Annotated in this window: 20 protein-coding genes; 10 read left to right on the top strand and 10 right to left on the bottom strand. The window is 74.1% G+C overall.

Features of this window, described 5'->3' with window-relative positions; translation table 11 throughout:
* The first annotated feature begins 463 nt into the window (after window positions 1–463).
* The 4 genes from Z164_RS0116020 to Z164_RS0116005 are packed head-to-tail and all read left to right on the top strand — an operon-like array spanning window position 464 to window position 3553.
* Entirely contained in the window at window positions 464–1459 is a 996-nt protein-coding gene (locus Z164_RS0116020) for a hypothetical protein (RefSeq protein WP_024891691.1), read from the top strand.
* On the top strand, window positions 1447–2268 hold the full coding sequence (locus Z164_RS0116015) for a PIG-L deacetylase family protein (RefSeq protein ID WP_024891690.1): 822 nt from the start codon (window positions 1447–1449) through the stop codon (window positions 2266–2268). The genes Z164_RS0116020 and Z164_RS0116015 overlap by 13 nt, the downstream gene beginning before the upstream one ends.
* The gene (locus tag Z164_RS0116010; protein WP_321166289.1) at window positions 2265–2855 is read left to right on the top strand and encodes an SAM-dependent methyltransferase; all 591 of its coding nucleotides are present in this window, start codon (window positions 2265–2267) and stop codon (window positions 2853–2855) included. The genes Z164_RS0116015 and Z164_RS0116010 overlap by 4 nt, the downstream gene beginning before the upstream one ends.
* A complete protein-coding gene (locus Z164_RS0116005; protein ID WP_024891688.1) occupies window positions 2852–3553 on the top strand; it encodes a glycosyltransferase family 2 protein in 702 nt (233 codons plus the stop codon). The genes Z164_RS0116010 and Z164_RS0116005 overlap by 4 nt, the downstream gene beginning before the upstream one ends.
* A 35-nt stretch (window positions 3554–3588) precedes the next feature.
* On the opposite strand, the gene Z164_RS0116000 is transcribed toward Z164_RS0116005, so the two are convergent.
* Window positions 3589–4752 carry a zinc-dependent alcohol dehydrogenase gene (locus Z164_RS0116000; RefSeq protein WP_024891687.1) on the bottom strand — a complete coding sequence of 388 codons (1164 nt, stop codon included), beginning with the start codon at window positions 4750–4752 and terminating at the stop codon, window positions 3589–3591.
* 307 nt (window positions 4753–5059) lie between these two features.
* On the opposite strand from Z164_RS0116000, the gene Z164_RS0115995 reads away from it, so the two are divergent.
* The gene (locus Z164_RS0115995; RefSeq protein WP_024891686.1) at window positions 5060–5998 is read left to right on the top strand and encodes a DUF808 domain-containing protein; all 939 of its coding nucleotides are present in this window, start codon (window positions 5060–5062) and stop codon (window positions 5996–5998) included.
* A gap of 126 nt (window positions 5999–6124) precedes the next feature.
* On the opposite strand, the gene Z164_RS0115990 is transcribed toward Z164_RS0115995, so the two are convergent.
* On the bottom strand, window positions 6125–7687 hold the full coding sequence (locus tag Z164_RS0115990) for a BCCT family transporter (RefSeq protein WP_024891685.1): 1563 nt from the start codon (window positions 7685–7687) through the stop codon (window positions 6125–6127).
* A gap of 174 nt (window positions 7688–7861) precedes the next feature.
* Here Z164_RS0115990 and Z164_RS0115985 point away from each other — a divergent pair, with 174 nt between their 5' ends.
* Window positions 7862–9055 (top strand): BaiN/RdsA family NAD(P)/FAD-dependent oxidoreductase, encoded by a 1194-nt coding sequence (locus tag Z164_RS0115985; protein ID WP_024891684.1) that lies wholly within the window; start codon window positions 7862–7864, stop codon window positions 9053–9055.
* Window positions 9056–9083: 28 nt separating this feature from the next.
* A complete protein-coding gene (locus Z164_RS0115980) occupies window positions 9084–9536 on the top strand; it encodes an FKBP-type peptidyl-prolyl cis-trans isomerase (protein ID WP_024891683.1) in 453 nt (150 codons plus the stop codon).
* Here Z164_RS0115980 and Z164_RS0115975 read toward each other — a convergent pair.
* A complete protein-coding gene (locus Z164_RS0115975) occupies window positions 9449–9844 on the bottom strand; it encodes a hypothetical protein (protein ID WP_152540975.1) in 396 nt (131 codons plus the stop codon). The two genes, Z164_RS0115980 and Z164_RS0115975, sit on opposite strands and share 88 nt — an antisense overlap.
* A gap of 181 nt (window positions 9845–10025) precedes the next feature.
* Here Z164_RS0115975 and Z164_RS0115970 point away from each other — a divergent pair, with 181 nt between their 5' ends.
* The gene (locus Z164_RS0115970; RefSeq protein WP_024891681.1) at window positions 10026–10922 is read left to right on the top strand and encodes a DUF808 domain-containing protein; all 897 of its coding nucleotides are present in this window, start codon (window positions 10026–10028) and stop codon (window positions 10920–10922) included.
* Window positions 10923–10971: 49 nt separating this feature from the next.
* Here Z164_RS0115970 and Z164_RS23415 read toward each other — a convergent pair whose 3' ends face one another.
* The gene (locus tag Z164_RS23415) at window positions 10972–11292 is read right to left on the bottom strand and encodes a hypothetical protein (protein ID WP_024891680.1); all 321 of its coding nucleotides are present in this window, start codon (window positions 11290–11292) and stop codon (window positions 10972–10974) included.
* Window positions 11293–11538: 246 nt separating this feature from the next.
* Here Z164_RS23415 and Z164_RS23410 point away from each other — a divergent pair, with 246 nt between their 5' ends.
* Window positions 11539–11859 (top strand): thioredoxin family protein, encoded by a 321-nt coding sequence (locus tag Z164_RS23410; RefSeq protein WP_024891679.1) that lies wholly within the window; start codon window positions 11539–11541, stop codon window positions 11857–11859.
* A gap of 97 nt (window positions 11860–11956) precedes the next feature.
* On the top strand, window positions 11957–12355 hold the full coding sequence (locus Z164_RS0115955) for a host attachment family protein (protein WP_024891678.1): 399 nt from the start codon (window positions 11957–11959) through the stop codon (window positions 12353–12355).
* 51 nt (window positions 12356–12406) lie between these two features.
* On the opposite strand, the gene Z164_RS0115950 is transcribed toward Z164_RS0115955, so the two are convergent.
* The 6 genes from Z164_RS0115950 to Z164_RS0115925 form a co-directional block, all read right to left on the bottom strand.
* On the bottom strand, window positions 12407–13459 hold the full coding sequence (locus Z164_RS0115950) for an NAD(P)-dependent alcohol dehydrogenase (protein ID WP_024891677.1): 1053 nt from the start codon (window positions 13457–13459) through the stop codon (window positions 12407–12409).
* Window positions 13460–13528: 69 nt separating this feature from the next.
* Window positions 13529–14032, bottom strand: coding sequence for a DUF4189 domain-containing protein (locus Z164_RS22595; protein WP_152540974.1), 504 nt, complete (start codon window positions 14030–14032; stop codon window positions 13529–13531).
* Window positions 14033–14040: 8 nt separating this feature from the next.
* Window positions 14041–14652: a hypothetical protein gene (locus tag Z164_RS22590; protein WP_024891675.1), complete on the bottom strand. Its 612-nt coding sequence runs from the start codon at window positions 14650–14652 to the stop codon at window positions 14041–14043.
* A 58-nt stretch (window positions 14653–14710) separates the two neighbouring features.
* Window positions 14711–14884, bottom strand: a complete 174-nt coding sequence (locus tag Z164_RS23405; RefSeq protein WP_043690456.1) for an oxidoreductase-like domain-containing protein — start codon at window positions 14882–14884, stop codon at window positions 14711–14713.
* A complete protein-coding gene (locus Z164_RS0115930) occupies window positions 14881–16434 on the bottom strand; it encodes a TerC family protein (protein ID WP_236621815.1) in 1554 nt (517 codons plus the stop codon). Before Z164_RS0115930 ends, Z164_RS23405 begins: the two co-directional genes overlap by 4 nt.
* 292 nt (window positions 16435–16726) lie before the next feature.
* On the bottom strand, window positions 16727–18001 hold the full coding sequence (locus Z164_RS0115925) for a metal-dependent hydrolase family protein (protein WP_024891673.1): 1275 nt from the start codon (window positions 17999–18001) through the stop codon (window positions 16727–16729).
* Window positions 18002–18096 lie beyond the last annotated feature (95 nt).

Here is an 18096-nt window from a genome sequence, read left to right as displayed (position 1 = left end):
TCGGCACCTTCCCCCGCTTGCGGGGGAAGGGAAAAACAAGATGCTCCCCGCTTGCGGGGGAAGGGAAAAACAAGAGGCTCCCCGCTTGTGGGGCAGGCCAGACAGCGTGCCTCCAAGAGCGGGCCTTTCGCGCGCTGACTGTCGATACAGCCCAGGGCCTGGCCCCGCCGTCGTGCCGCATCGCGTCGCGGCTTGGCTCGTCGACCGGGTATCCGGCGTGCAGGCGTTCGACACGCTGGCTGGTCCACCGCCCGGCGGCGAATGGAGGCGCTGTAGACGAGGGGCTGCGTCGTCGCGCTGATCGACGGTCCGGACGCGCTGCGCCGGGCCTTCCGGCCGCCGATCCGCCGTGCGGCTGAGCGCGCTGCGTCGGCGGCCGGCCGCACGACGTCGGCGACCGGGTTCGCGCCGCGCTCACTTGCAGCTGCCTACGGTGCCTCGTCCTCCCCAGGGATGGTCGCCCGTGCCCGTCGAGAGCTCCCGCATCGCTGCCGCGTCGCCCGCCGTCTATCCGCCGCTGGCGGGCCCGGCGCTGCGCAAGGCCGTGCGCGAGGCGCTGCGCGAGCGGCCGGCGCTACCGCTGCCGGGGCGCGGCACGCGCGCGCGCTGGCGGGCGCTGGCGGAACTGGCCGCGCGCGACCTCGCCCTGGCGAAGGTGCTGGAGGCCCACTACGACGCCCAGGCGATCTGCGCCGAGCTGCAGGCCCCCGGCCCCGGGCACGACGAGGTCTGGGCGGTGTGGGCCGCCGAGCCGCCGCATGCGCAATTGCGCCTGGAGGGCGAGCGCCTGCACGGCCGCAAGGCCTGGTGCTCGGGCGCGGACTTCGTCAGCCATGCGCTGGTCACGGTGCGGCTGCCCGGCGGCGAGCGCGGGCTGGCGGCGGTGGCCCTGGACGCACCCGGCGTCGAGGTCGACGACGCGGCCTGGCAGGCGCTGGGCATGGGCGCGGTGCGCAGCGGCGAGGTGCGCTTCGACGGCACGCCCGCGCGCGCGGTCGGCGCAGCGCGCGCCTACCTCGAGCGGCCGGGCTTCTGGCACGGCGGCGCCGGGGTCGCCGCCTGCTGGCAGGGCGGCGCGGCCGCGGTCGCCGAACGGCTGCGGTGCGACGCCGCCGTCGTCCGGAACCCGCACGCGGCCGCGCACCTGGGCGCGATCGACGCGGCGCTGGCCGCCTCGGCCGCGCTGTTGCGCGAGACCGCCGATGCCATCGACGCCGCGCCCGCGCGCGCCCACCGCGATGCGGTGGTGCGCGTGCGCAGCGCGGTGGAGGCCGCCTGCGCGCTGACGCTGGATCGCGTGGGGCGCGCGCTCGGCCCGGCGCCGCTGTGCCTGGAGCGCACGCATGCGCAGCGCTGCGCCGACCTGGCGGTGTTCGTCCGCCAGCACCACGCCGAGAAGGACCTGCAGGCCCTGGGCGAAGCGGCCCACGCGCTGGAGCGCGCCCCGTGGCTGCCCTGACCGATGCCGCGGCCGACGCCACGCGCCTGCCCGCCGCCGCGCCCGACGGCGCCGACGCGCGCCTGATCGCCGGACGCGGCACGCCCGAGCCGGACTGGCTGCGGGCCGCCTGGCTGCGGGCGTTGCCGGAGGCGGCGCCGGATGCGCTGCTGGGCGACGCGCGCCGGCTGGTGGTGGTCGCGCCGCACCCCGACGACGAGGTGCTCGGCGCCGGCGGCCTGATGGCGCTGGCCGCGGCGCGCGGGCTGCCGGTCCGGGTGCTGGCGCTGACCGACGGCGAGCGCTGCTACCCGACGCTGCCCGGGGCTGCGCGCGCGTCGCTTGCGCGGATCCGGCGGGTCGAACTGCATCGCGCGCTGGAGCGCCTGGGCGTGGCCAGCGGCGGCGTCGAGCACCTGCGCCTGCCCGACGGCGGCCTGCAGGCGGCGGGCGCCGCGCTCGCGCTGCGCATCCATCGCCTGCTGCAGCCCCGCGATCTGGTCCTGACCACCTGGCGCCGCGACGGCCATCCCGACCACGAGGCCGCGGCCGCGGCGGTCGCCGACGCGGCCGGCCGCGCCGGTTGCCGGCGGATGGAGTTCCCGGTCTGGGGCTGGCATTGGGCCCATCCCGACGGCCGCGACCTGCCGGTGGCGGACATGCGCCGGCTGCCGCTGGACCGGCCGACCCGCGCGCGCAAGCTGTGGGCGCTGCGCGCCTTCGCCAGCCAGCTCGGCCGCGGGTCGGCGATGCCCGCGGCGGCCGAGCCGATCCTGCCGCGCTGGGTGCTGGCGCGCTTCCGCCGCGACTTCGAGACCTTCGTGCTGTGATCGCGGACCTGGACTACTTCGAGCGGCTGCACGACGTTCCCGACCCTTGGGGCGTGGATGCGCGCTGGTACGAGCGCCGCAAGCGCGAGCTTCTGCTGGCCTGTCTGCCGCAGGCGCGGTTCGCGCGCTGCTGGGAGGCGGGCTGCTCGGTCGGCGCGCTGACCGAGGCGCTCGCCGCGCGCTGCGGGCGCGTGGTCGCGACCGACGCCGCCGGGGCGGCGCTGGCGCACGCGCGAGCGCGCCTGTCGGGCCTGGACCACGTCGAGCTGCGCCGGCAGCGGCACCCGGACGAGTGGCCGGACGGGCGCTTCGACCTGATCGTGGTCAGCGAGCTGGCCTACTACCTCGACGCCGGCGCGCTCGCGCGGATGGCGCACCGGCTGGAGGCGGCGCTCGAGCCGGGCGGCACCCTGGTCGCCTGCCACTGGCGCTGGCCCTTCGCCGAGCGCCTGACCGCCAGCGAGGACGCGCACCGCGTGTTCGACGGCATCGGCCTGCCGCGGCTGTTCGCCTACCGCGATCCCGACCTGCTGCTGGAGGGCTGGGGCACGATGGCCTCGGTCGCCCAGCGCGAGGGACTGGCGTGATCGCGGTCCTCGTGCCGGCGCATGACGAAGAGGCCTTGCTGGGCGGCTGCCTGGCCTCGGTGCGCGAGGCCGCGCGGGCGGTCGAGGCGACCGGCGAGACGGTATGCACGGTGGTGGCGCTCGACCGCTGCACCGACCGCTCGCGCGAGATCGCGCTCGCATACGGCGCCGAGGCGATGGACGTGCGCGCGGGCAGCGTGGGGGCCGCGCGCCGCGCGGCGGCCGCGCGCGCGCTGGCGCTGGGCGCGCGCTGGCTGGCGTGCACCGACGCCGACAGCCGGGTGCCGCACGACTGGCTGCGCGGCCAGCTCGAGTCCGGCACGGACGCGTTCTGCGGCATGGTGGCGGTGGACGACTGGAGCGGATACGCCGCCGCCACCGTCGAGGCCTACCTGCGCGCCCACCCGCAGGTGCCGGGGCACCGGCACGTGCACGGTGCCAACCTGGGCGTGTCGGCGGCGGCGTACCGGCGCTGCGGCGGCTTCGCGCCGCTGGCCTGCGGCGAGGACGTGGCCCTGGTGGCGGCGCTGGAGGCCTGCGGCGCGACGATCCGCTGGGCGCCCGCGCCGGCGGTGATCACCAGCGCGCGGCGCAAGGCGCGCGCCTGCGGCGGCTTCGCCGCGTACCTGGCCCGGCTCGAGCACGAGCTTGCCGACGCGGCGTCGCCCACGGTGCCGGGGCTCGGCGCGCGCGGCTGAGCGCCGGGCCCCGGCAGGGGCCGGCGCGTCGCCCGTCAGGGCGTCAGCACCACCTTGCGGCAGTCCTGCGCCTTGCCGTCGAAGAGGGCGTAGCCGTGCGCGGCCTCGGCCAGCGGCAGGCGGTGGGAGACGATCGCGCCGGGATCGAGGTCGCCGTTGCCGATGTGTTCCAGCAGCTCCGGCATGAAGCGCTGCACGTGGGTCTGGCCCATGCGGAAGGCCAAGCCCTTGTCGAAGGCGTCGCCGAACATGAAGGCGTGCACGAAGCCGGCATAGACGCCGGGGACGCTGACGATGCCGCAGCGTCGCGTGGCGGCGATGCACTGGCGCAGGGCGAAGCCGCTGCTGCCCTCGAGCTTGAGCGTGGTGAGCACGGTGTCCGCGGCGCTGCCCTTGGCCTCGAAGCCGACTGCGTCGATCGCCGCGTCCACGCCGCGGCCGCCGGTCTCCTCGACGATCCAGGCGGCCGGATCGTCGCGCTCGGCGAAATCGATCGGGGTCGCGCCGTAGGCGCGCTCGGCGAAATCGAGCCGGTAGCGGTGGCGGTCGACCATGAAGATGCGCTCGGCGCCGCGCATGCGCGCGCAGGCCGCGGCCATCAGGCCGACCGGGCCGGCGCCGAAGATCGCCACGGTGGCGCCCTCGCGGACCTCGGCGTTGAGCACGGCCTGGTAGCCGGTGGGCAGGATGTCGGACAGGAACAGCACCTGCTCGTCCGGCAGCGCGTCGGGCACCCGCAGCGGGCCGACGTTGGCCTGCGGCACGCGCACGTACTCGGCCTGGCCGCCGGGGATGCCGCCGTAGAGATGGCTGTAGCCGAACAGCGCCGCCGGCGGCTTGAGGCCCTTGCGGTTCTGCGCCGCGCCCTGGCCGGTGTTGGTGGTCTCGCACGCCGCGTACTCGTCCAGCCGGCAATGGAAGCACTCGCCGCAGGCGATGACGAAGGGAATCACCACGCGGTCGCCGGGCCGCACCCGGGTGACGCCGGGGCCGGCCTCCTCCACCACGCCCATGAATTCGTGGCCGAGGATGTCGCCCTCGTGCACTTCCGGGATCTTGCCGCGGTAGAGGTGGAGGTCGGAGCCGCAGATGGCGGTGGCGGTGACGCGCAGCAGGATGTCGTCGGCCTCGATCAGCCTGGGGTCGGGGACCGTTTCGACGCGCACGTCCTTGCGGCCGTGGTAGGTGAGCGCTTTCATCGGGTCGCTGGGTTGCGGGGGAGCGCCTGGAGTAGCGTCGCCGCGGTCGATGGCGGGTGATTCACGCCGGCCACACGCAGCAGGCCACGCGTGCAGGGCGCGCAGGCGCGCGGTTCGCACCGCCTTTGTGCCGGCGCGCTTCACGCGCGGCTTCATGCCGGTGAACGGGCGCAAGTGCGCGGGCGACGGGGCGGAGCCGCGGCGACGGTGCACCGCACCATGCCGCCCCTGGATGCCGCACAATGGCGCCGGGCGACGGACGCGTCCCCTGCCTCCCCTTCCCTCATCGCCGTCCTCCGGAGCCCCCATGGCCGGTGCCAGCCTGCTGACCCTGCTCGACGACATCGCCTCGATCCTGGACGACGTCGCCATCCTCACCAAGGCCGCGGCCAAGAAGACCGCCGGCGTGCTCGGCGACGACCTCGCGCTCAACGCGCAGCAGGTCGCCGGGGTGCGTTCCGAGCGCGAGCTGCCGGTGGTGTGGGCGGTGGCCAAGGGGTCGCTGCTCAACAAGGCGATCCTGGTACCCGCGGCGCTGGCGATCAGCGCGTGGCTGCCCTGGGCGATCACCCCGCTGATGATGATCGGCGGCGCCTTCCTCTGCTACGAGGGCGTGGAGAAGATCGCGCATCGCCTGCTGCACCCCGAGGACAAGGACAAGCGCCACGCCGAGCACCTGGCGCGGCTGGCCGATCCCGCGGTGGACGTGGTGGCGGAGGAAAAGGACAAGATCCGCGGTGCGATCCGCACCGACTTCATCCTCTCGGCGGAGATCATCGTGCTGTCGCTGGGCGTGGTGCAGCAGGCCGCCTTCGGCCAGCAGGTGCTGACCCTGGTGGCCGTGGCGCTGGGCATGACGGTCGGCGTGTACGGGCTGGTGGCCGGCATCGTCAAGCTCGACGACGCCGGCGCGTGGCTGGCGGCCAAGGACGGCGCGCGCGCGGCGCTGGGGCGCGGCATCGTCGCCGCGGCGCCGTGGCTGATGAAGACGCTGTCGGTGGTCGGCACCGCGGCCATGTTCCTGGTCGGCGGCGGCATCCTGGTCCACGCCATCGGCCCGTTGCACGATCTGGTCGCCGATGTCGCGCCGCCCGGCCTGCTCGGCACCCTGGTTGGCATGATCGGCAACGCCCTGGTCGGGATCGTCGCCGGCGCCGCGGTGCTGGGCGCGGTGTGGCTGCTGAAGCGGCTGCGCGGCGGCAGCGCGCCGGGCGAAGGCGCCGGCGGCGAGGCGGTCGGCGGCTGACACGCCGCCCCGCGCTCCCGGCATCGGGCGCGCAGCGCATGAGCGCGCCGCGCCGGCGCTACCGGCAGGCAGGCTCCGGCGACCGCGCCGGAATGCCGGCGGCGCGGCGACCGCGCCGTCCGGAAGCTAATCCCCACCCGCGGCCTCGCGCTCGGCCTGCTGCGCCTGTTCGCGCTCGATCCAGGCCTCGATCGCGCGCCGCGCGCGGCGCTCCTCGGCCTTCTCGCGCAGCGCCTCCAGGCTCAGCACCCGGTACAGGCCCACCATCACCCCGACCAGCAGCAGCGCGAAGGGCAGCGCGGCGATGGTGATCAGCGCCTGCAGCGCCTCCAGCCCGCCGGCGACCAGCATCGCCGCGGCCACCAGCGCGATCGCCGAACCCCATACCAGCTTGCGCTTGAGCGGCGGGTCGCCGGCGGTCTCGCTGGACATCGAGCCCAGCACCAGCACCGCGGAGTCGGCGGAGGTGACGAAGAAGATCGCCACCAGCAGGATCGCCAGCGCCGCCAGCAGGCCCGACAGCGGCAGGCTGTCGAACATCAGGTACAGCACGGTCTCGTAGCCGCCGGCCAGCGCGCCGGCCATGTCCACGCTGCCGAACAGCTGCGCCCACAGCGCGGTGCCGCCGAAGGTAGCGAACCAGGCGAAGCCCAGCAGGGTCGGCGCGACCACCACGCCCAGCACGAACTCGCGCAGGGTGCGGCCGTAGGAGACCCGGGCGATGAAGGCGCCGACGAACGGCGACCACGAGATCCACCACGCCCAGTAGAAGATCGTCCAGTCGGCGACCCAGTTGCTGCCGGAGAACGGCGCCATGCGCAGGCTCATCTCGACCAGGTGGTCGAGATAGCTGCCCAGCGAGGTGGTGAAGGTGTCGAAGACGAAGCCGGTCGGCCCCAGCAGCGCCACCAGCACCAGCAGCGCGCCGGCCAGGGCGAGGTTGAAGCTGGACAGCCACTTGACCCCGCGCTCCACGCCGCTGGCGCTGGAGGCCGTGTACAGCACGAAGGCCACCGCGATCACCGCCATCTGCAGCGGCAGGCCGTTCTGCAGCCCGAACACGCGGGACAGGCCCGCGCCGATCTGCAGCGTGCCCATGCCGAGCGTGGTGGCCACGCCGAGCGCGGTCGCGACGACGGCGACGATGTTCACCGCGCGCCCGATCCAGCCGCGGTGGCGCTCGCCGATCAGCGGCTGCAGCAGGTCGCTGATGAGACCGCGGCCGTTGCGGTTGTACTGGAACCAGGCGATCGCCAGGCCCATCAGCGCGTAGATCGCCCACGGGTGCAGGCCCCAGTGGAAGAACGCGTAGCGCATCGCCGCGCGCGCGGCCTGCGGGCTCTCCGGCGCCAGGCCCTCGGGCGGGGTCACCAGGTGCGAGACCGGCTCCGCCGCGCCCCAGAACACCAGGCCGATGCCCATGCCGGCGGCGAACAGCATCGACAGCCACGCGGTGTTGGAGAACTCCGGTTCGGCGTCGCGCCCGCCGATGCGCAGCCGCGCCAGCGGCCCGAAGGCGATGTAGGCGACGAAGGCCAGGATCAGGAACACGATCAGCAGGTACAGCCAGCCGACGTGGCGGATCACCTCCGCCAGTGCCTGCCCGGTCCACGCCTGGAACGCCTCCGGCGCCAGGCCGGCGGCGAGCGACAGGGCGAGGATCAGGCACAGCGAGATGCGGAAGATCATGGGCATTCCGTGCGAAAAAACCGGCCTATTCTCGCATCCGCGCTTCCGGCGGCGATGAAGCCCGACGCGGCAGGCCCTAGAATGCGCGGCTTCCGGCTCTCCTTTCGCGATGTCTCCGTCCCCGCTCCGACCGCTCCACGATGCGCCGCCGCAGGGCCCGGGGCGGAGGCCGCGATGAGCGCGGTCGAGGTCGATGTCGCCATCGTGGGCGGCGGCGCGGCGGGCCTGATGTGCGCGATGACCGCCGCCGGGCGCGGCCTGCGGGTGCTGGTGCTCGAAGGCGCCAACCGGGTCGGCAAGAAGATCCTCATGTCCGGCGGCGGGCGCTGCAACTTCACCAACACCGGCACCTCGCCCGAGCAGTACCTCTGCGCCAATCCGCACTTCGTCAAGTCCGCGCTGGCGCGCTATACGCCCTGGCATTTCCTCGAGCTCGTCGAGCGCCACGGCATCGCCTGGCACGAGAAGGAAGCCGGCCAGCTGTTCTGCGACGAGTCGTCGAAGCTGGTGGTGCGCATGCTGCTGGACGAGTGCGCGCGCGCCGGCGCGCGGATCGAGACGCAGGCGGCGATCGGACGCGTGGGCCGCGACGACGCGGGCCGCTTCGAGCTGGATTGCCGGCTGGGCCGGGTGCGCGCCGCGCGGCTGGTGGTCGCCAGCGGCGGCCTGTCGATCCCCAGCCTCGGCGCCAGCGGCTTCGGCTACGCGCTGGCCGCCGGCTTCGGCCACGCGGTGCTGCCGACCCGCCCCGGACTGGTGCCGCTGACGCTGAGCGGCCGCCACCTGGAGCGCCTGGACGGGCTGGCCGGCGTCTCGCTGCCGGTGGAGGCGCGCTGCAACGGCCGCGCCTTCGCCAGCGCGCTGCTGTTCACCCACCGCGGCGTGAGCGGCCCGGCCATCCTGCAGATCTCGTCCTACTGGCACCCGGGCGACGACCTGCGCCTGGACCTGCTGCCCGGCCGCGATGCGCACGCGCTGCTGCAGGCCTGGCAGCGCGAGCGGCCGGCCGCCGAGCTGCGGACCCTGCTGGCCGAGGCGCTGCCGCGGCGCTTCGCCCAGCGCCTGACTGAGCGCTGGCTGCCGAGCCGGCCGATGCGCCAGTACGCGCCGCCGGAGCTGCGGCGGATGGCGGCGCTGCTGCAGGACTGGCCGCTGGTGGCCAGCGGCACCGAGGGCTACCGCACCGCCGAGGTCACCCTGGGCGGCGTGGACACCGCCGAGGTGTCCTCGGCCACCTTCGAGTCGCGGAAGGTGCCCGGCCTGCACTTCGTCGGCGAGGTGCTCGACGTTGCCGGCTGGCTGGGCGGCTACAACTTCCAGTGGGCCTGGGCCTCGGGCCACGCCGCGGGCGAGGCCGTGGCATCCTGAGCGGCCCTCCGCCGCCAGAAGGTGCGCCGTGCCGCATCCCCTTCGCCGTCTCGTCCCGCCCGGCCTCGCGCTGTGTCTGCTGCTCGCCGGCTGCGGGGCCGGCCCCGCGCCCTATGCCGGCGGCGGCGTGGACGAACTGCAGGTGGTCGAACTCGCGCCGGGGCAGGGCGAGGCCGCGCGCGCGGGCGACACGGTGACGGTGCACTACAGCGGCTGGCTCTACGACCGGAACGCGCCGGACCTGCGCGGCGCCGCCTTCGACAGTTCGCGCGAACGCGGCCAGCCGTTCTCGTTCCTGCTGGGCGCGGGGCGGGTGGTGCGCGGCTGGGACGAAGGCGTGGCCGGCATGCGCGTGGGCGAGCGCCGCGAGCTGCGGATTCCGGCCGACCTCGCCTACGGCGATCGGGGGGCGGGCGGCGTCATCCCGCCGGGCGCGTCGCTGCTGTTCGAGGTGGAGCTGCTGGCGATCGAGCGGCCGTAGGACGCGGCCTGCGCGGCCTGCCGCGGGCGCTGCGGCGGATCGAGCGCGGGGAACTGCCCGGTCGAGCGCACGCCGTCGGCCAGGCCCCAGCGGATGCCGATCCGGCGCAGGCGCGCCTCCACGTCCGCACGCGCCGAGGGCGGGGCGAGATCGAGCACCGCGTCGTGCCGTTCGGCCCAGGCGTTGGCGTAGGAGAACAGATCGCGGTGGAGATGCTGCAGGTCCGGCATCTCCGCTTCCAGTTGCGCCAGCGCCCGTTCCACGGCTTCCATGGCGCGTGCGATGGCGGGCGACGAGGGCGGGGGCATGGGGCCGACCGGTCTGGAGCGCACTGCGGAGAAACCCGACACTAGAAAAGCGATCGCGATGGGGTCGTGAATGTGACCGACTTCGCATCCGGTTGCAACGTCGGCCCGCTGCGTGCGGGCGAGGGCGCGTGCGTCGCCGCCGCGGCCGGGCGAGAATGCCCGCCCGCATCCGGGAATCCCTATGGCCGGCGCCAGCCTGCTCGCGCTGTTCGACGACATCGCCTCGGTGCTGGACGATGTCGCCGCCTTGACCAAGGTCGCCGCGGCCAAGACCGGCGGCGTGCTCGGCGACGACCTCGCCCTCAACGCGCAGCAGGTCGCGGGCGTGCGCGCCAGCCGCGAATGGCCGGTGGTGTGGGCGGTCGCCAAGGGATCGCTGCGCAACAAGGCGATCCTGGTGCCTGCGGCGCTGGCGCTGAGCGCCTTCCTGCCGGCGGCGATCGGGCCGCTGCTGGTCGCCGGCGGCCTCTATCTGTGCCTGGAGGGCGCGGAGAAGGTGGTCGAGCGGACGGCCGGCCCGGCCGCCGGCGGTCGCGACGCCACGCGCGCGGCGGCCGCCGCGCAGGCGCCCCCCGATCTGGCCGCGGCCGAGCGCGACAAGGTCCGCGGCGCGATCCGCACCGACTTCGTGCTGTCGGCGGAGATCACCGTGCTGTCGCTGGGCGTGGTCGCGGGCCGGCCGCTGCTGGAGCAGGTGATGGTGATGGTGGCGATCGCCTTGCTCGCCACCGCCGGCGTCTATGGCACGGTCGCGGCGATCGTGAAGTTCGACGACGCCGGCCTCTGGCTGTCGCGCTTCGGCGGCGGCCGCGCGCGCCTGGGCCGGCGGCTGGTGGCCGCGGCGCCCTGGCTGATGCGGGGGCTGACCGTGGTGGGGACGCTGGCGATGTTCCTGGTCGGCGGCGGCCTGCTGGTCCATGCCGATGCGGCTGTCCACGGCTGGGTCGCCGCACGCCTGCCGCCGGGCGCGCTCGGGCATGCGGTGGAACTGGGCGTTTACCTGACCGCGGGCCTGCTGGCCGGGCTCGCGGCGCTGGCCGTACTGCGCCCGTGGCAGCGCCGGCGCGCGCGGCGCTGAAGCGCGCGGGGCCGGGGCGCGCGCGATGCGCGGCGTCCGGCGCCTGCGTTCACCGGCCGCTCGCGCGCGTTCGCGCGCGTGCCGGAAGCCGCGCTTCGCGCCCGCCGATTTCCCTGTAGAACGCGGCGTAGGCCTCATCCACGTCCGGGTGCTTGTAGGGCGCGTAGACGCCGTCGCCGAAGTTGCAGGCGCCCGGAATCGACTCGCCGTCCAGCGGTTCGCGCACGCGTCCGGCCCTGGCGTCCTCGAGCAATGGCCAGAGCGCGCGCAACAGCCCTTGCACTTCGTCGCTGCGGGGATACTGCTTGAGCACCCAGGCCAGGCGTTCCGCGGCGGCCTTGAGCTTGATCGGGTCGATGGCCTGGGTCATGCCGTGCTCCTGCGTGGCGTTCGCATCCCGAACGTGCGATCGGGCGACGCGAAAGGCGGCAGCCAAGGTACGATCGGCCATGGCATCGCGCAACCTTCGGTTGGCGATGCGGCCCAGGCGCGCTCCGGACGGCGAGCGCGCCGCTGGCGGTGCGGGTGGGCCGGTTCCCCGGCGGGCTTCGCGCCGCGGGCGCCGCGCGCCGGCGCGCGACCGGGCGGACGCCGTCGCGACCAGGAGACCGCCGCCGTGCCACCCAGCAGCCGCTACGCCCCCGAAACGCTGACCCGCGAGCAGGCCGAGGCCCTGCCGGGCGCGGTGGTGCTGGACTTCGGGACCGACGGGTGCGGCCATTGCCAGGCCGCGCGGCCGCTGGTCGACGCGGCGCTGCGCGGACGCGACGACGTGCGCCACCTGCGCATCGAGGACGGCCGCGGGCGTCCGCTCGGCCGCAGCTACGGCGTGAAGCTGTGGCCGACCCTGGTGCTGCTGCGCGACGGCGTGGAGGTCGCCCGGCTGGTGCGCCCCGTGCACGCGCGCGCGATCGAGACCGCGCTCGCGGCGCTTTGAGCGCCGTCCAGGCTCTCGACGCGGCGTCCCCGCGCCCGTCACGGGCGGGCGTCCAAGATGCGGCGCGACGGGCGATCGCCCATGCAGGAGACGACGAATGACGGTGAAGATTCCGGCCGGGACCCTGATCGTGGTGGCCGACGGCGGCGGCGCGCGCGTGTTGCGCAACGTCGGCGACGAGCGCAGCCTGACGCTGCGGCAGGAGGAACTGCTCGAACCGGCCGACATCAACGACGACGGCCCGGCCGGCAGCATGCCGCCGGAAGCCGACGGTTCGGAGATCGACGAGGCGACCTTCGCCAAGCAACTCGCGCAGCGCCTCAATGCCGGCGCGCTGAAGCAGCGCTATGCCGATCTGGTGCTGCTGGCCGATCCGCAGACGCTGGGCCAGATCCGGCCGCTGCTGCACAAGGAGACGGTGCAGCGGCTGCGCTTCGAGGTGGCGAAGAACCTCACCAACGCGCCGCTGGAGGATATCGAACGCGCGCTGTCCTGAGCGCCGGCGCCGGCAGGCCCGCCCGCGGGGCGGGCCGGTCCGGACGCGGGATCAGCCTTCCCGCAGGCTGGCGATGTCGATGACGAAGCGGTAGCGCACGTCGCCGGCGAGCATGCGCTTGTAGGCCTCGTTGATCGCCGAGATGCCGATCACCTCGACGTCGGCGGCGACGCCGTGCGCGGCGCAGAAGTCCAGCATCTCCTGGGTCTCGCGGATGCCGCCGATCATCGAGCCGGCCAGGCGCCTGCGCTTGGACACCAGCGGGAACGCGCCGACCGGCGTGGGCGCGTCGGGGATGCCCAGCAGCACCATGGTGCCGTCCACCTTCAGCAGGCCGAGGTAGGCGTTGTAGTCGTGCGGCGCGGACACGGTGTCGACGATGAAGTCGAAGCGGCGCGCGTTGGCCTCGAACACGCCGTCCTCGCGGGTGGAGAGGAAATCGTTCGCGCCGAGGGCGAGCGCGTCGTCGCGCTTGGCCTGCGAGGTGCTGAGCACGGTGACCTCGGCGCCCATCGCGCGGGCCAGCTTCACCGCCATGTGGCCCAGGCCGCCGAGGCCGACCACGGCCACGGCGTCGCCCGGCTGGACGCCGAAATGGCGCAGCGGCGAGTAGGTGGTGATGCCGGCGCACAGCAGCGGCGCGGCGCGCTCGAGCGGAATGCCCTCGGGAACGCGCAGCACGTAGGCCTCGTCGACCACGATGCGGGTGGAGTAGCCGCCGTAGGTGGGCGCGCCGGTATCGCGCTCGCGGCTGTTGTAGGTGGCGGTCATGCCCTGGTCGCAGTACTGCTCCTCGCCGGCGCGGCACTGCGGGCATTCGCGGCAGGAATCGACGAAGCAGCCGACGCCGACGATGTCGCCGACCGCGAACTTCGACGCCGCCGCGCCCGCGGCGGCCACGCGGCCGACGATCTCGTGGCCGGGCACCATCGGGAAGATGCCGCGGCCCCATTCGTCGCGGGCCTGGTGGATGTCGGAATGGCAGACGCCGCAGTAGAGAATGTCGATCGCGACCTCGCGCTCGCGCGGATCGCGGCGTTCGATGGTCAGCGGGGCGAGCGGCGCGCGCGGCGACGGCGCGGCATAGGCGGGCGTGGCGGGCATGGGGCACCTCGGGTGCGGCGGGGGACGAGCATGCTAACGCAGCGCATGCGCGATCCCGGCGTCAGCCGATCACCGGTTCCGCCAGGCGGACCAGTCGGTGCAGTGCGTATAGGCGGTCCTGCAGGGGCTGCCGTCGCGCTCGCATCGGGCCCGGGCGGTCCGCTCGGCCTCGTCGCGTTCCTCGGCCTTCGCCGCATGGGTGGCCATCGGGTCGGCGAGGGGATAGGCGATCGAGGCGCATTCGTCCGCATAGTGGATCGCGACCCGGCAATCGCTGCCGCCGTTGTCCCGGCACGCGTTCGTCGCCACCACGCGGGCGTCGCGGCGCGACCCGATCCACTGCCCGGCGCCGATCGTCTTGCCGTGCTCGGTCGTGCCGATGGCGATCGCGCCGTGCAGCTTGGGCTCTCTGACGATCGGCGGTGGCGGCGGCGTCCACAGGCCGCTTCCGCCTCCGGGCCCGCAGGACGGGCTGCCCGGGGCGACGCCTTGCGGGCACGCGGTCTGCGCCGGCGCCGCGCCGGACGCCAGCAGAAGCAGCAGCAGGCAGGCGCCGGCGATCGGCGCGCGCAAGGGGCGGATCATGGCGTGGCCTCCTGCGATGCGCCGCGCAGCCGCGATTCGCTCTGCACGTCCCAGGTGGTGACGACGAGCGAGACCGGATCCCGGTCGCCGATGGAAAGCTGGCCGAAGAGACCGTCGCGCGTCCGCATGTCGGGCTCGCAGACGAACAAGACCGCCTGCTGCTGGAAGTGCGCGTGCGGCGTCTCCCACTGCGCCGATCGCGCGTTGGACAGCTCGACCGATGCGGTCCCCCGGGGCACCCTGTAGAAGGAGCTGCCGTCGTACGACAGCTCCCTGGTCCGGCGAGGATGCTTGAACAGGGCCGCGACGCGGAGCTTCCGCTGCTGGCAATCGATCTGGTAGACGTGCGTCTCCTCCACGGCGTCCGTCCCGTCCTCGCGCACGACCTTCATCTCGATCGCCGCGAGCTGGCGGCCGCCGGCCGGATCGGGGTTGTCGAACGTCCGGATGCTGTCCTCGTCGGCGAAGACCGAGTAGCGAGGGCTTTGATCGCCGGAGGCGGAGACGATCCACCATTGCGCGGCGAACGCGGACGCCGCGGGAAGACACGCCGCCAGCGCGGCGGCGCAGCGGATCCCGAAGCGGCGTCGGGCGGCTCGAATCTCCATTTCGTGCAGGTTCCGTATCGGACGTGCGGGAGAGTATCCGGGCGAGGCGCCGGTCGTTTCAAGCGGGATCCCGGCGTTCGGGATGCCGCTGCATCCAGGCGGCCAGGCGCGCGCGATAGTCGGCCAGTTCCTCGGCATAGAGATCGTGCACGCAGACCGCGCAGCCGCTGTCGCAGCAGTCGCTGGGCAGCGGCGGTTCCGGCGGCAGCGGGCGCGGGTCGGGATCGTTCACGGGGCGGGCTGCGGCGCCTCGGCCAGCGGCGTGGCGCGCACCTCGATCACCCGCGCGCCCTGCATGCGCACCACCTCGAAGCGCCAGCCTTCGTGTTCCAGGCATTCGCCGGGCTGGGGCAGGCGGTCGAGGTGGTAGATCAGCAGGCCGGCCAGGGTGTGGTAGCTGGCGTTCTCGTCCAGGGCGAAGCCGAGCAGCTGCGCCGCGGTGGCGGCGGGCATGCCGCCGTCCAGCCGCCAGCTGCCGTCCTCGCTGCGCGCGGCGATGCGGTCGGGGTCCTGGGTGTCGGCGAGATCGCCGACGATCGCCGCAAGCACGTCGCTGGCGGTGACCAGGCCCTCGACGCTGCCGTACTCGTCGAGCACCAGCGCCATCGGAAGCGGGTGGCGCTTGATGTCCTGCAGCACGCGCAGCGCGCTCGCGCCCTCGTGCACGACCAGCGGCGCGGAGATCGCGGCGGCCAGGTCCAGTTCGCCGCCGTCGAGCAGCTGGCGCAGCAGCGTGCGCGCCTCGACCACGCCCTCGAAGCGGTCCAGCTCCCCGCGCGCGACCGGCAGCCGGCTGTGCGGCGACTCGCGCAGCGCGGCGACGATGGCGTCGCGGTCGTCGTCGAGGTCGATCCAGACGATGTCCAGGCGCGGGGTCATCAGCCATTCGATCGGCTTGTCGGCGAAGCCGAGCACGTTGTAGACCATGTCGCGCTCCTCGTCGTCGAAGGCGCGCTCGGCCTCGTCGGCGACGCGGTCCTCGACGTGGGCGTCGGCGTGCGGCTCGGCGCCGTCGGCGCGCCGCCCCAGCAGGCGCAGCACCGCCTCGGCCGTGCGTTCGCGCAGCGGCCGCACCGCCTCGCGCTTGCGGCGGTTGCGCAGCGCCAGCTGGTTGAACAGCTCGATCAGGATCGAGAAGCCGATCGCCGCGTACAGGTAGCCCTTCGGCAGGTGGATGCCGAAGCCCTCCGCCAGCAGGCTCAGGCCGATCATCAGCAGGAAGCCCAGGCACAGCATCACCACCGTCGGGTGGGCGTTGACGAAGCGGGTCAGCGGCTTGCTGGCCAGCAGCATCACGCCCATCGCCACCGTCACCGCGATGTACATGATCGACAGGTGCTGCACCATGCCGACCGCGGTGATCACCGAATCGAGCGAGAACACCGCGTCCAGCACCACGATCTGGGTGACCACCACGCCGAAGCTGGCGTAGGCGGCCGACGTGGTCGCGTGCTCGCGGCCTTCCAGCCGCGAATGCAGTTCCATCGTCGCCTTGAACAGCAGGAACAGGCCGCCCAGGATCAGGATCAGGTCGCGGCCGGAGAAGCCGCGGCCGAACACCTCGAACAGCGGCTCGGTCAGCCGCATGATCCACGACAGCATCGCCAGCAGCACCAGCCGCATGCCCAGCGCCAGGGTCAGGCCGATGATGCGCGCGCGGTCGCGCTGCGCGGGCGGCAGCTTGTCGGCCAGGATCGCGATGAACACCAGGTTGTCGATGCCCAGCACGATCTCGAGCAGGATCAGGGTCGACAGCCCCAGCCAGGCGGTGGGATCGCTCATCCATTCAAACATCGGGGCAGGCTCCGGCTGCGGCGCGCGGATCGCGCGCACGCGGTTGGGCCCGCGTGCGCAGACGCGGGCGTTCGGTCATGGGGAAGGGCCGCGCGGCGCGAAGGCCGGGCGCCGTCGGGCGGGCGGGGCGCGGCGGACTCGGAGGTTCCGCGGGCGCCGGGTCCGGTTCGGAAACGGGCATGCGGCCAGCATAACCGGAGCCGGGCGCGCGGTACACGGGCCCCGCCGGGCCGTTGGGGGGCGCGGGCCGCGGGGGCGGGGATTCGTACCGCGGTGGGGGTCAGGGCGACTTGTAGATCTCGCCGTCCTTCATCACGAACTGCACGTCCAGCACCGCCGCGATGTCGGCCACCGGATCGCCCGGCACCGCGATGATGTCGGCGCGATGGCCGGTCTCGATCGCGCCCTGGTCGTCCACGCCCAGCACGGTCGCGGCGTGGACCGTGGCCGCCTGCAGCGCGTAGGCCGCGGGGATGCCGGCCTCGACCATGTACAGGAACTCGCGGGCGTTGTCGCCGTGCGGGCCGACGCCCTGGTCGGTGCCGAAGGCGATCTTCACCCCCGCGCGGTAGGCGCGCGCGGCGGTCTCCTGGATCTGCGCGCCGATGGTCGCCGCCTTGGGGCGCACGATCTCGGGAAAGTAGCCCGGCTCCGCCGCCTTCTCCGCCACGAAGCGGCCGGCGTAGAGGGTCGGCACGTACCAGGTGCCGTGCTCGCGCATCAGCCGCATCACCTCGTCGGTCATGTGGGTGCCGTGCTCGATGCTGGTCACCCCGGCCAGCACCGCGCGCTTCATGCCCTCGGTACCGTGCGCGTGCGCGGCGACGGTGTAGCCGTAGTCCTTCGCGGTGTCGACGACCGCCTGGATCTCGTCGACCGTGAACTGCGGCGCGTCGCCGGAGCGCGCGTAGCTCAGCACGCCGCCGGTGGCGGTGATCTTGATGACGTCGCTGCCGTCCTTGTAGCGCTGGCGCACGGCCTGGCGGGCGTCGTCCACGGAGTTGATCACGCCTTCGGTCGGCCCGGGCGGCCCGAGCAGGTGCGAGAGCATGGAGTTGTAGCCGTTGGTCGGATCGGCGTGGCCGCCGGTGGTGGCGATCGACTTGCCGGCGGCGAAGATGCGCGGGCCCTCCACCAGCCCCTGCTCGATCGCATCGCGCAGGTGCGGCGCGACCTCGCCGCCGAGGTCGCGCACGCTGGTGAAGCCGGCCAGCAGGGTGCTGCGCGCGTAGCCGACCGAGCGGTAGGCGAAGTCCACCGGATCGAGGCGGAAGCCTTCCGAGTAGCTCTGCGGGCCCGACTGGCTGCCCAGGTGCACGTGCAGGTCGGTCCAGCCGGGCAGGCAGGTGCGGCCGGCGAGGTCGACCGCGGTCGCGTCCGGCACCTCGGCGCGGCCGGGCTGCACGGAGGCGATCCGGCCGTCGCGCACCACCACGGTGTGCGCGCCGAGCACGCGGCCGCTGCGGGCGTCGAACAGGCGCTCGCAGTGGAGGACGGTCGCCGCCTGCGCGGGCAGGGCGGCGAAGGCGAGCAGCAGGAGGGCGGTGCGGCGCATGGTGAGGCTCCCCGGGGTGTGAGGGGACCATGTTAGGGCCTGGCGTGCGCGAGGAAGCGCGACGCGATACCGCTGCTTCTCCCGCAAGCGGGCGC

This window comes from Luteimonas huabeiensis HB2 (genome assembly GCF_000559025.1).
GTDB classification, from domain to species: Bacteria; Pseudomonadota; Gammaproteobacteria; order Xanthomonadales; family Xanthomonadaceae; genus Luteimonas; species Luteimonas huabeiensis.
Note: the sequence above shows the minus strand (reverse complement) of the source record. Positions and strands in the feature narration are given on the sequence as shown.

What these genes read in the sequence shown, in the direction of transcription:
- Z164_RS0116000 (WP_024891687.1), bottom strand. Translation starts at nt 4,752, where the DNA reads ATGAAAGCGCTCACCTACCACGGCCGCAAGGACGTGCGCGTCGAAACG.
- Z164_RS0115995 (WP_024891686.1), top strand. Translation starts at nt 5,060, where the DNA reads ATGGCCGGTGCCAGCCTGCTGACCCTGCTCGACGACATCGCCTCGATC.
- Z164_RS0115990 (WP_024891685.1), bottom strand. Translation starts at nt 7,687, where the DNA reads ATGATCTTCCGCATCTCGCTGTGCCTGATCCTCGCCCTGTCGCTCGCC.
- Z164_RS0115985 (WP_024891684.1), top strand. Translation starts at nt 7,862, where the DNA reads ATGAGCGCGGTCGAGGTCGATGTCGCCATCGTGGGCGGCGGCGCGGCG.
- Z164_RS0115975 (WP_152540975.1), bottom strand. Translation starts at nt 9,844, where the DNA reads ATGCCCCCGCCCTCGTCGCCCGCCATCGCACGCGCCATGGAAGCCGTG.
- Z164_RS0115970 (WP_024891681.1), top strand. Translation starts at nt 10,026, where the DNA reads ATGGCCGGCGCCAGCCTGCTCGCGCTGTTCGACGACATCGCCTCGGTG.
- Z164_RS23415 (WP_024891680.1), bottom strand. Translation starts at nt 11,292, where the DNA reads ATGACCCAGGCCATCGACCCGATCAAGCTCAAGGCCGCCGCGGAACGC.
- Z164_RS0115955 (WP_024891678.1), top strand. Translation starts at nt 11,957, where the DNA reads ATGACGGTGAAGATTCCGGCCGGGACCCTGATCGTGGTGGCCGACGGC.
- Z164_RS0115950 (WP_024891677.1), bottom strand. Translation starts at nt 13,459, where the DNA reads ATGCCCGCCACGCCCGCCTATGCCGCGCCGTCGCCGCGCGCGCCGCTC.
- Z164_RS22590 (WP_024891675.1), bottom strand. Translation starts at nt 14,652, where the DNA reads ATGGAGATTCGAGCCGCCCGACGCCGCTTCGGGATCCGCTGCGCCGCC.
- Z164_RS0115930 (WP_236621815.1), bottom strand. Translation starts at nt 16,434, where the DNA reads ATGAGCGATCCCACCGCCTGGCTGGGGCTGTCGACCCTGATCCTGCTC.
- Z164_RS0115925 (WP_024891673.1), bottom strand. Translation starts at nt 18,001, where the DNA reads ATGCGCCGCACCGCCCTCCTGCTGCTCGCCTTCGCCGCCCTGCCCGCG.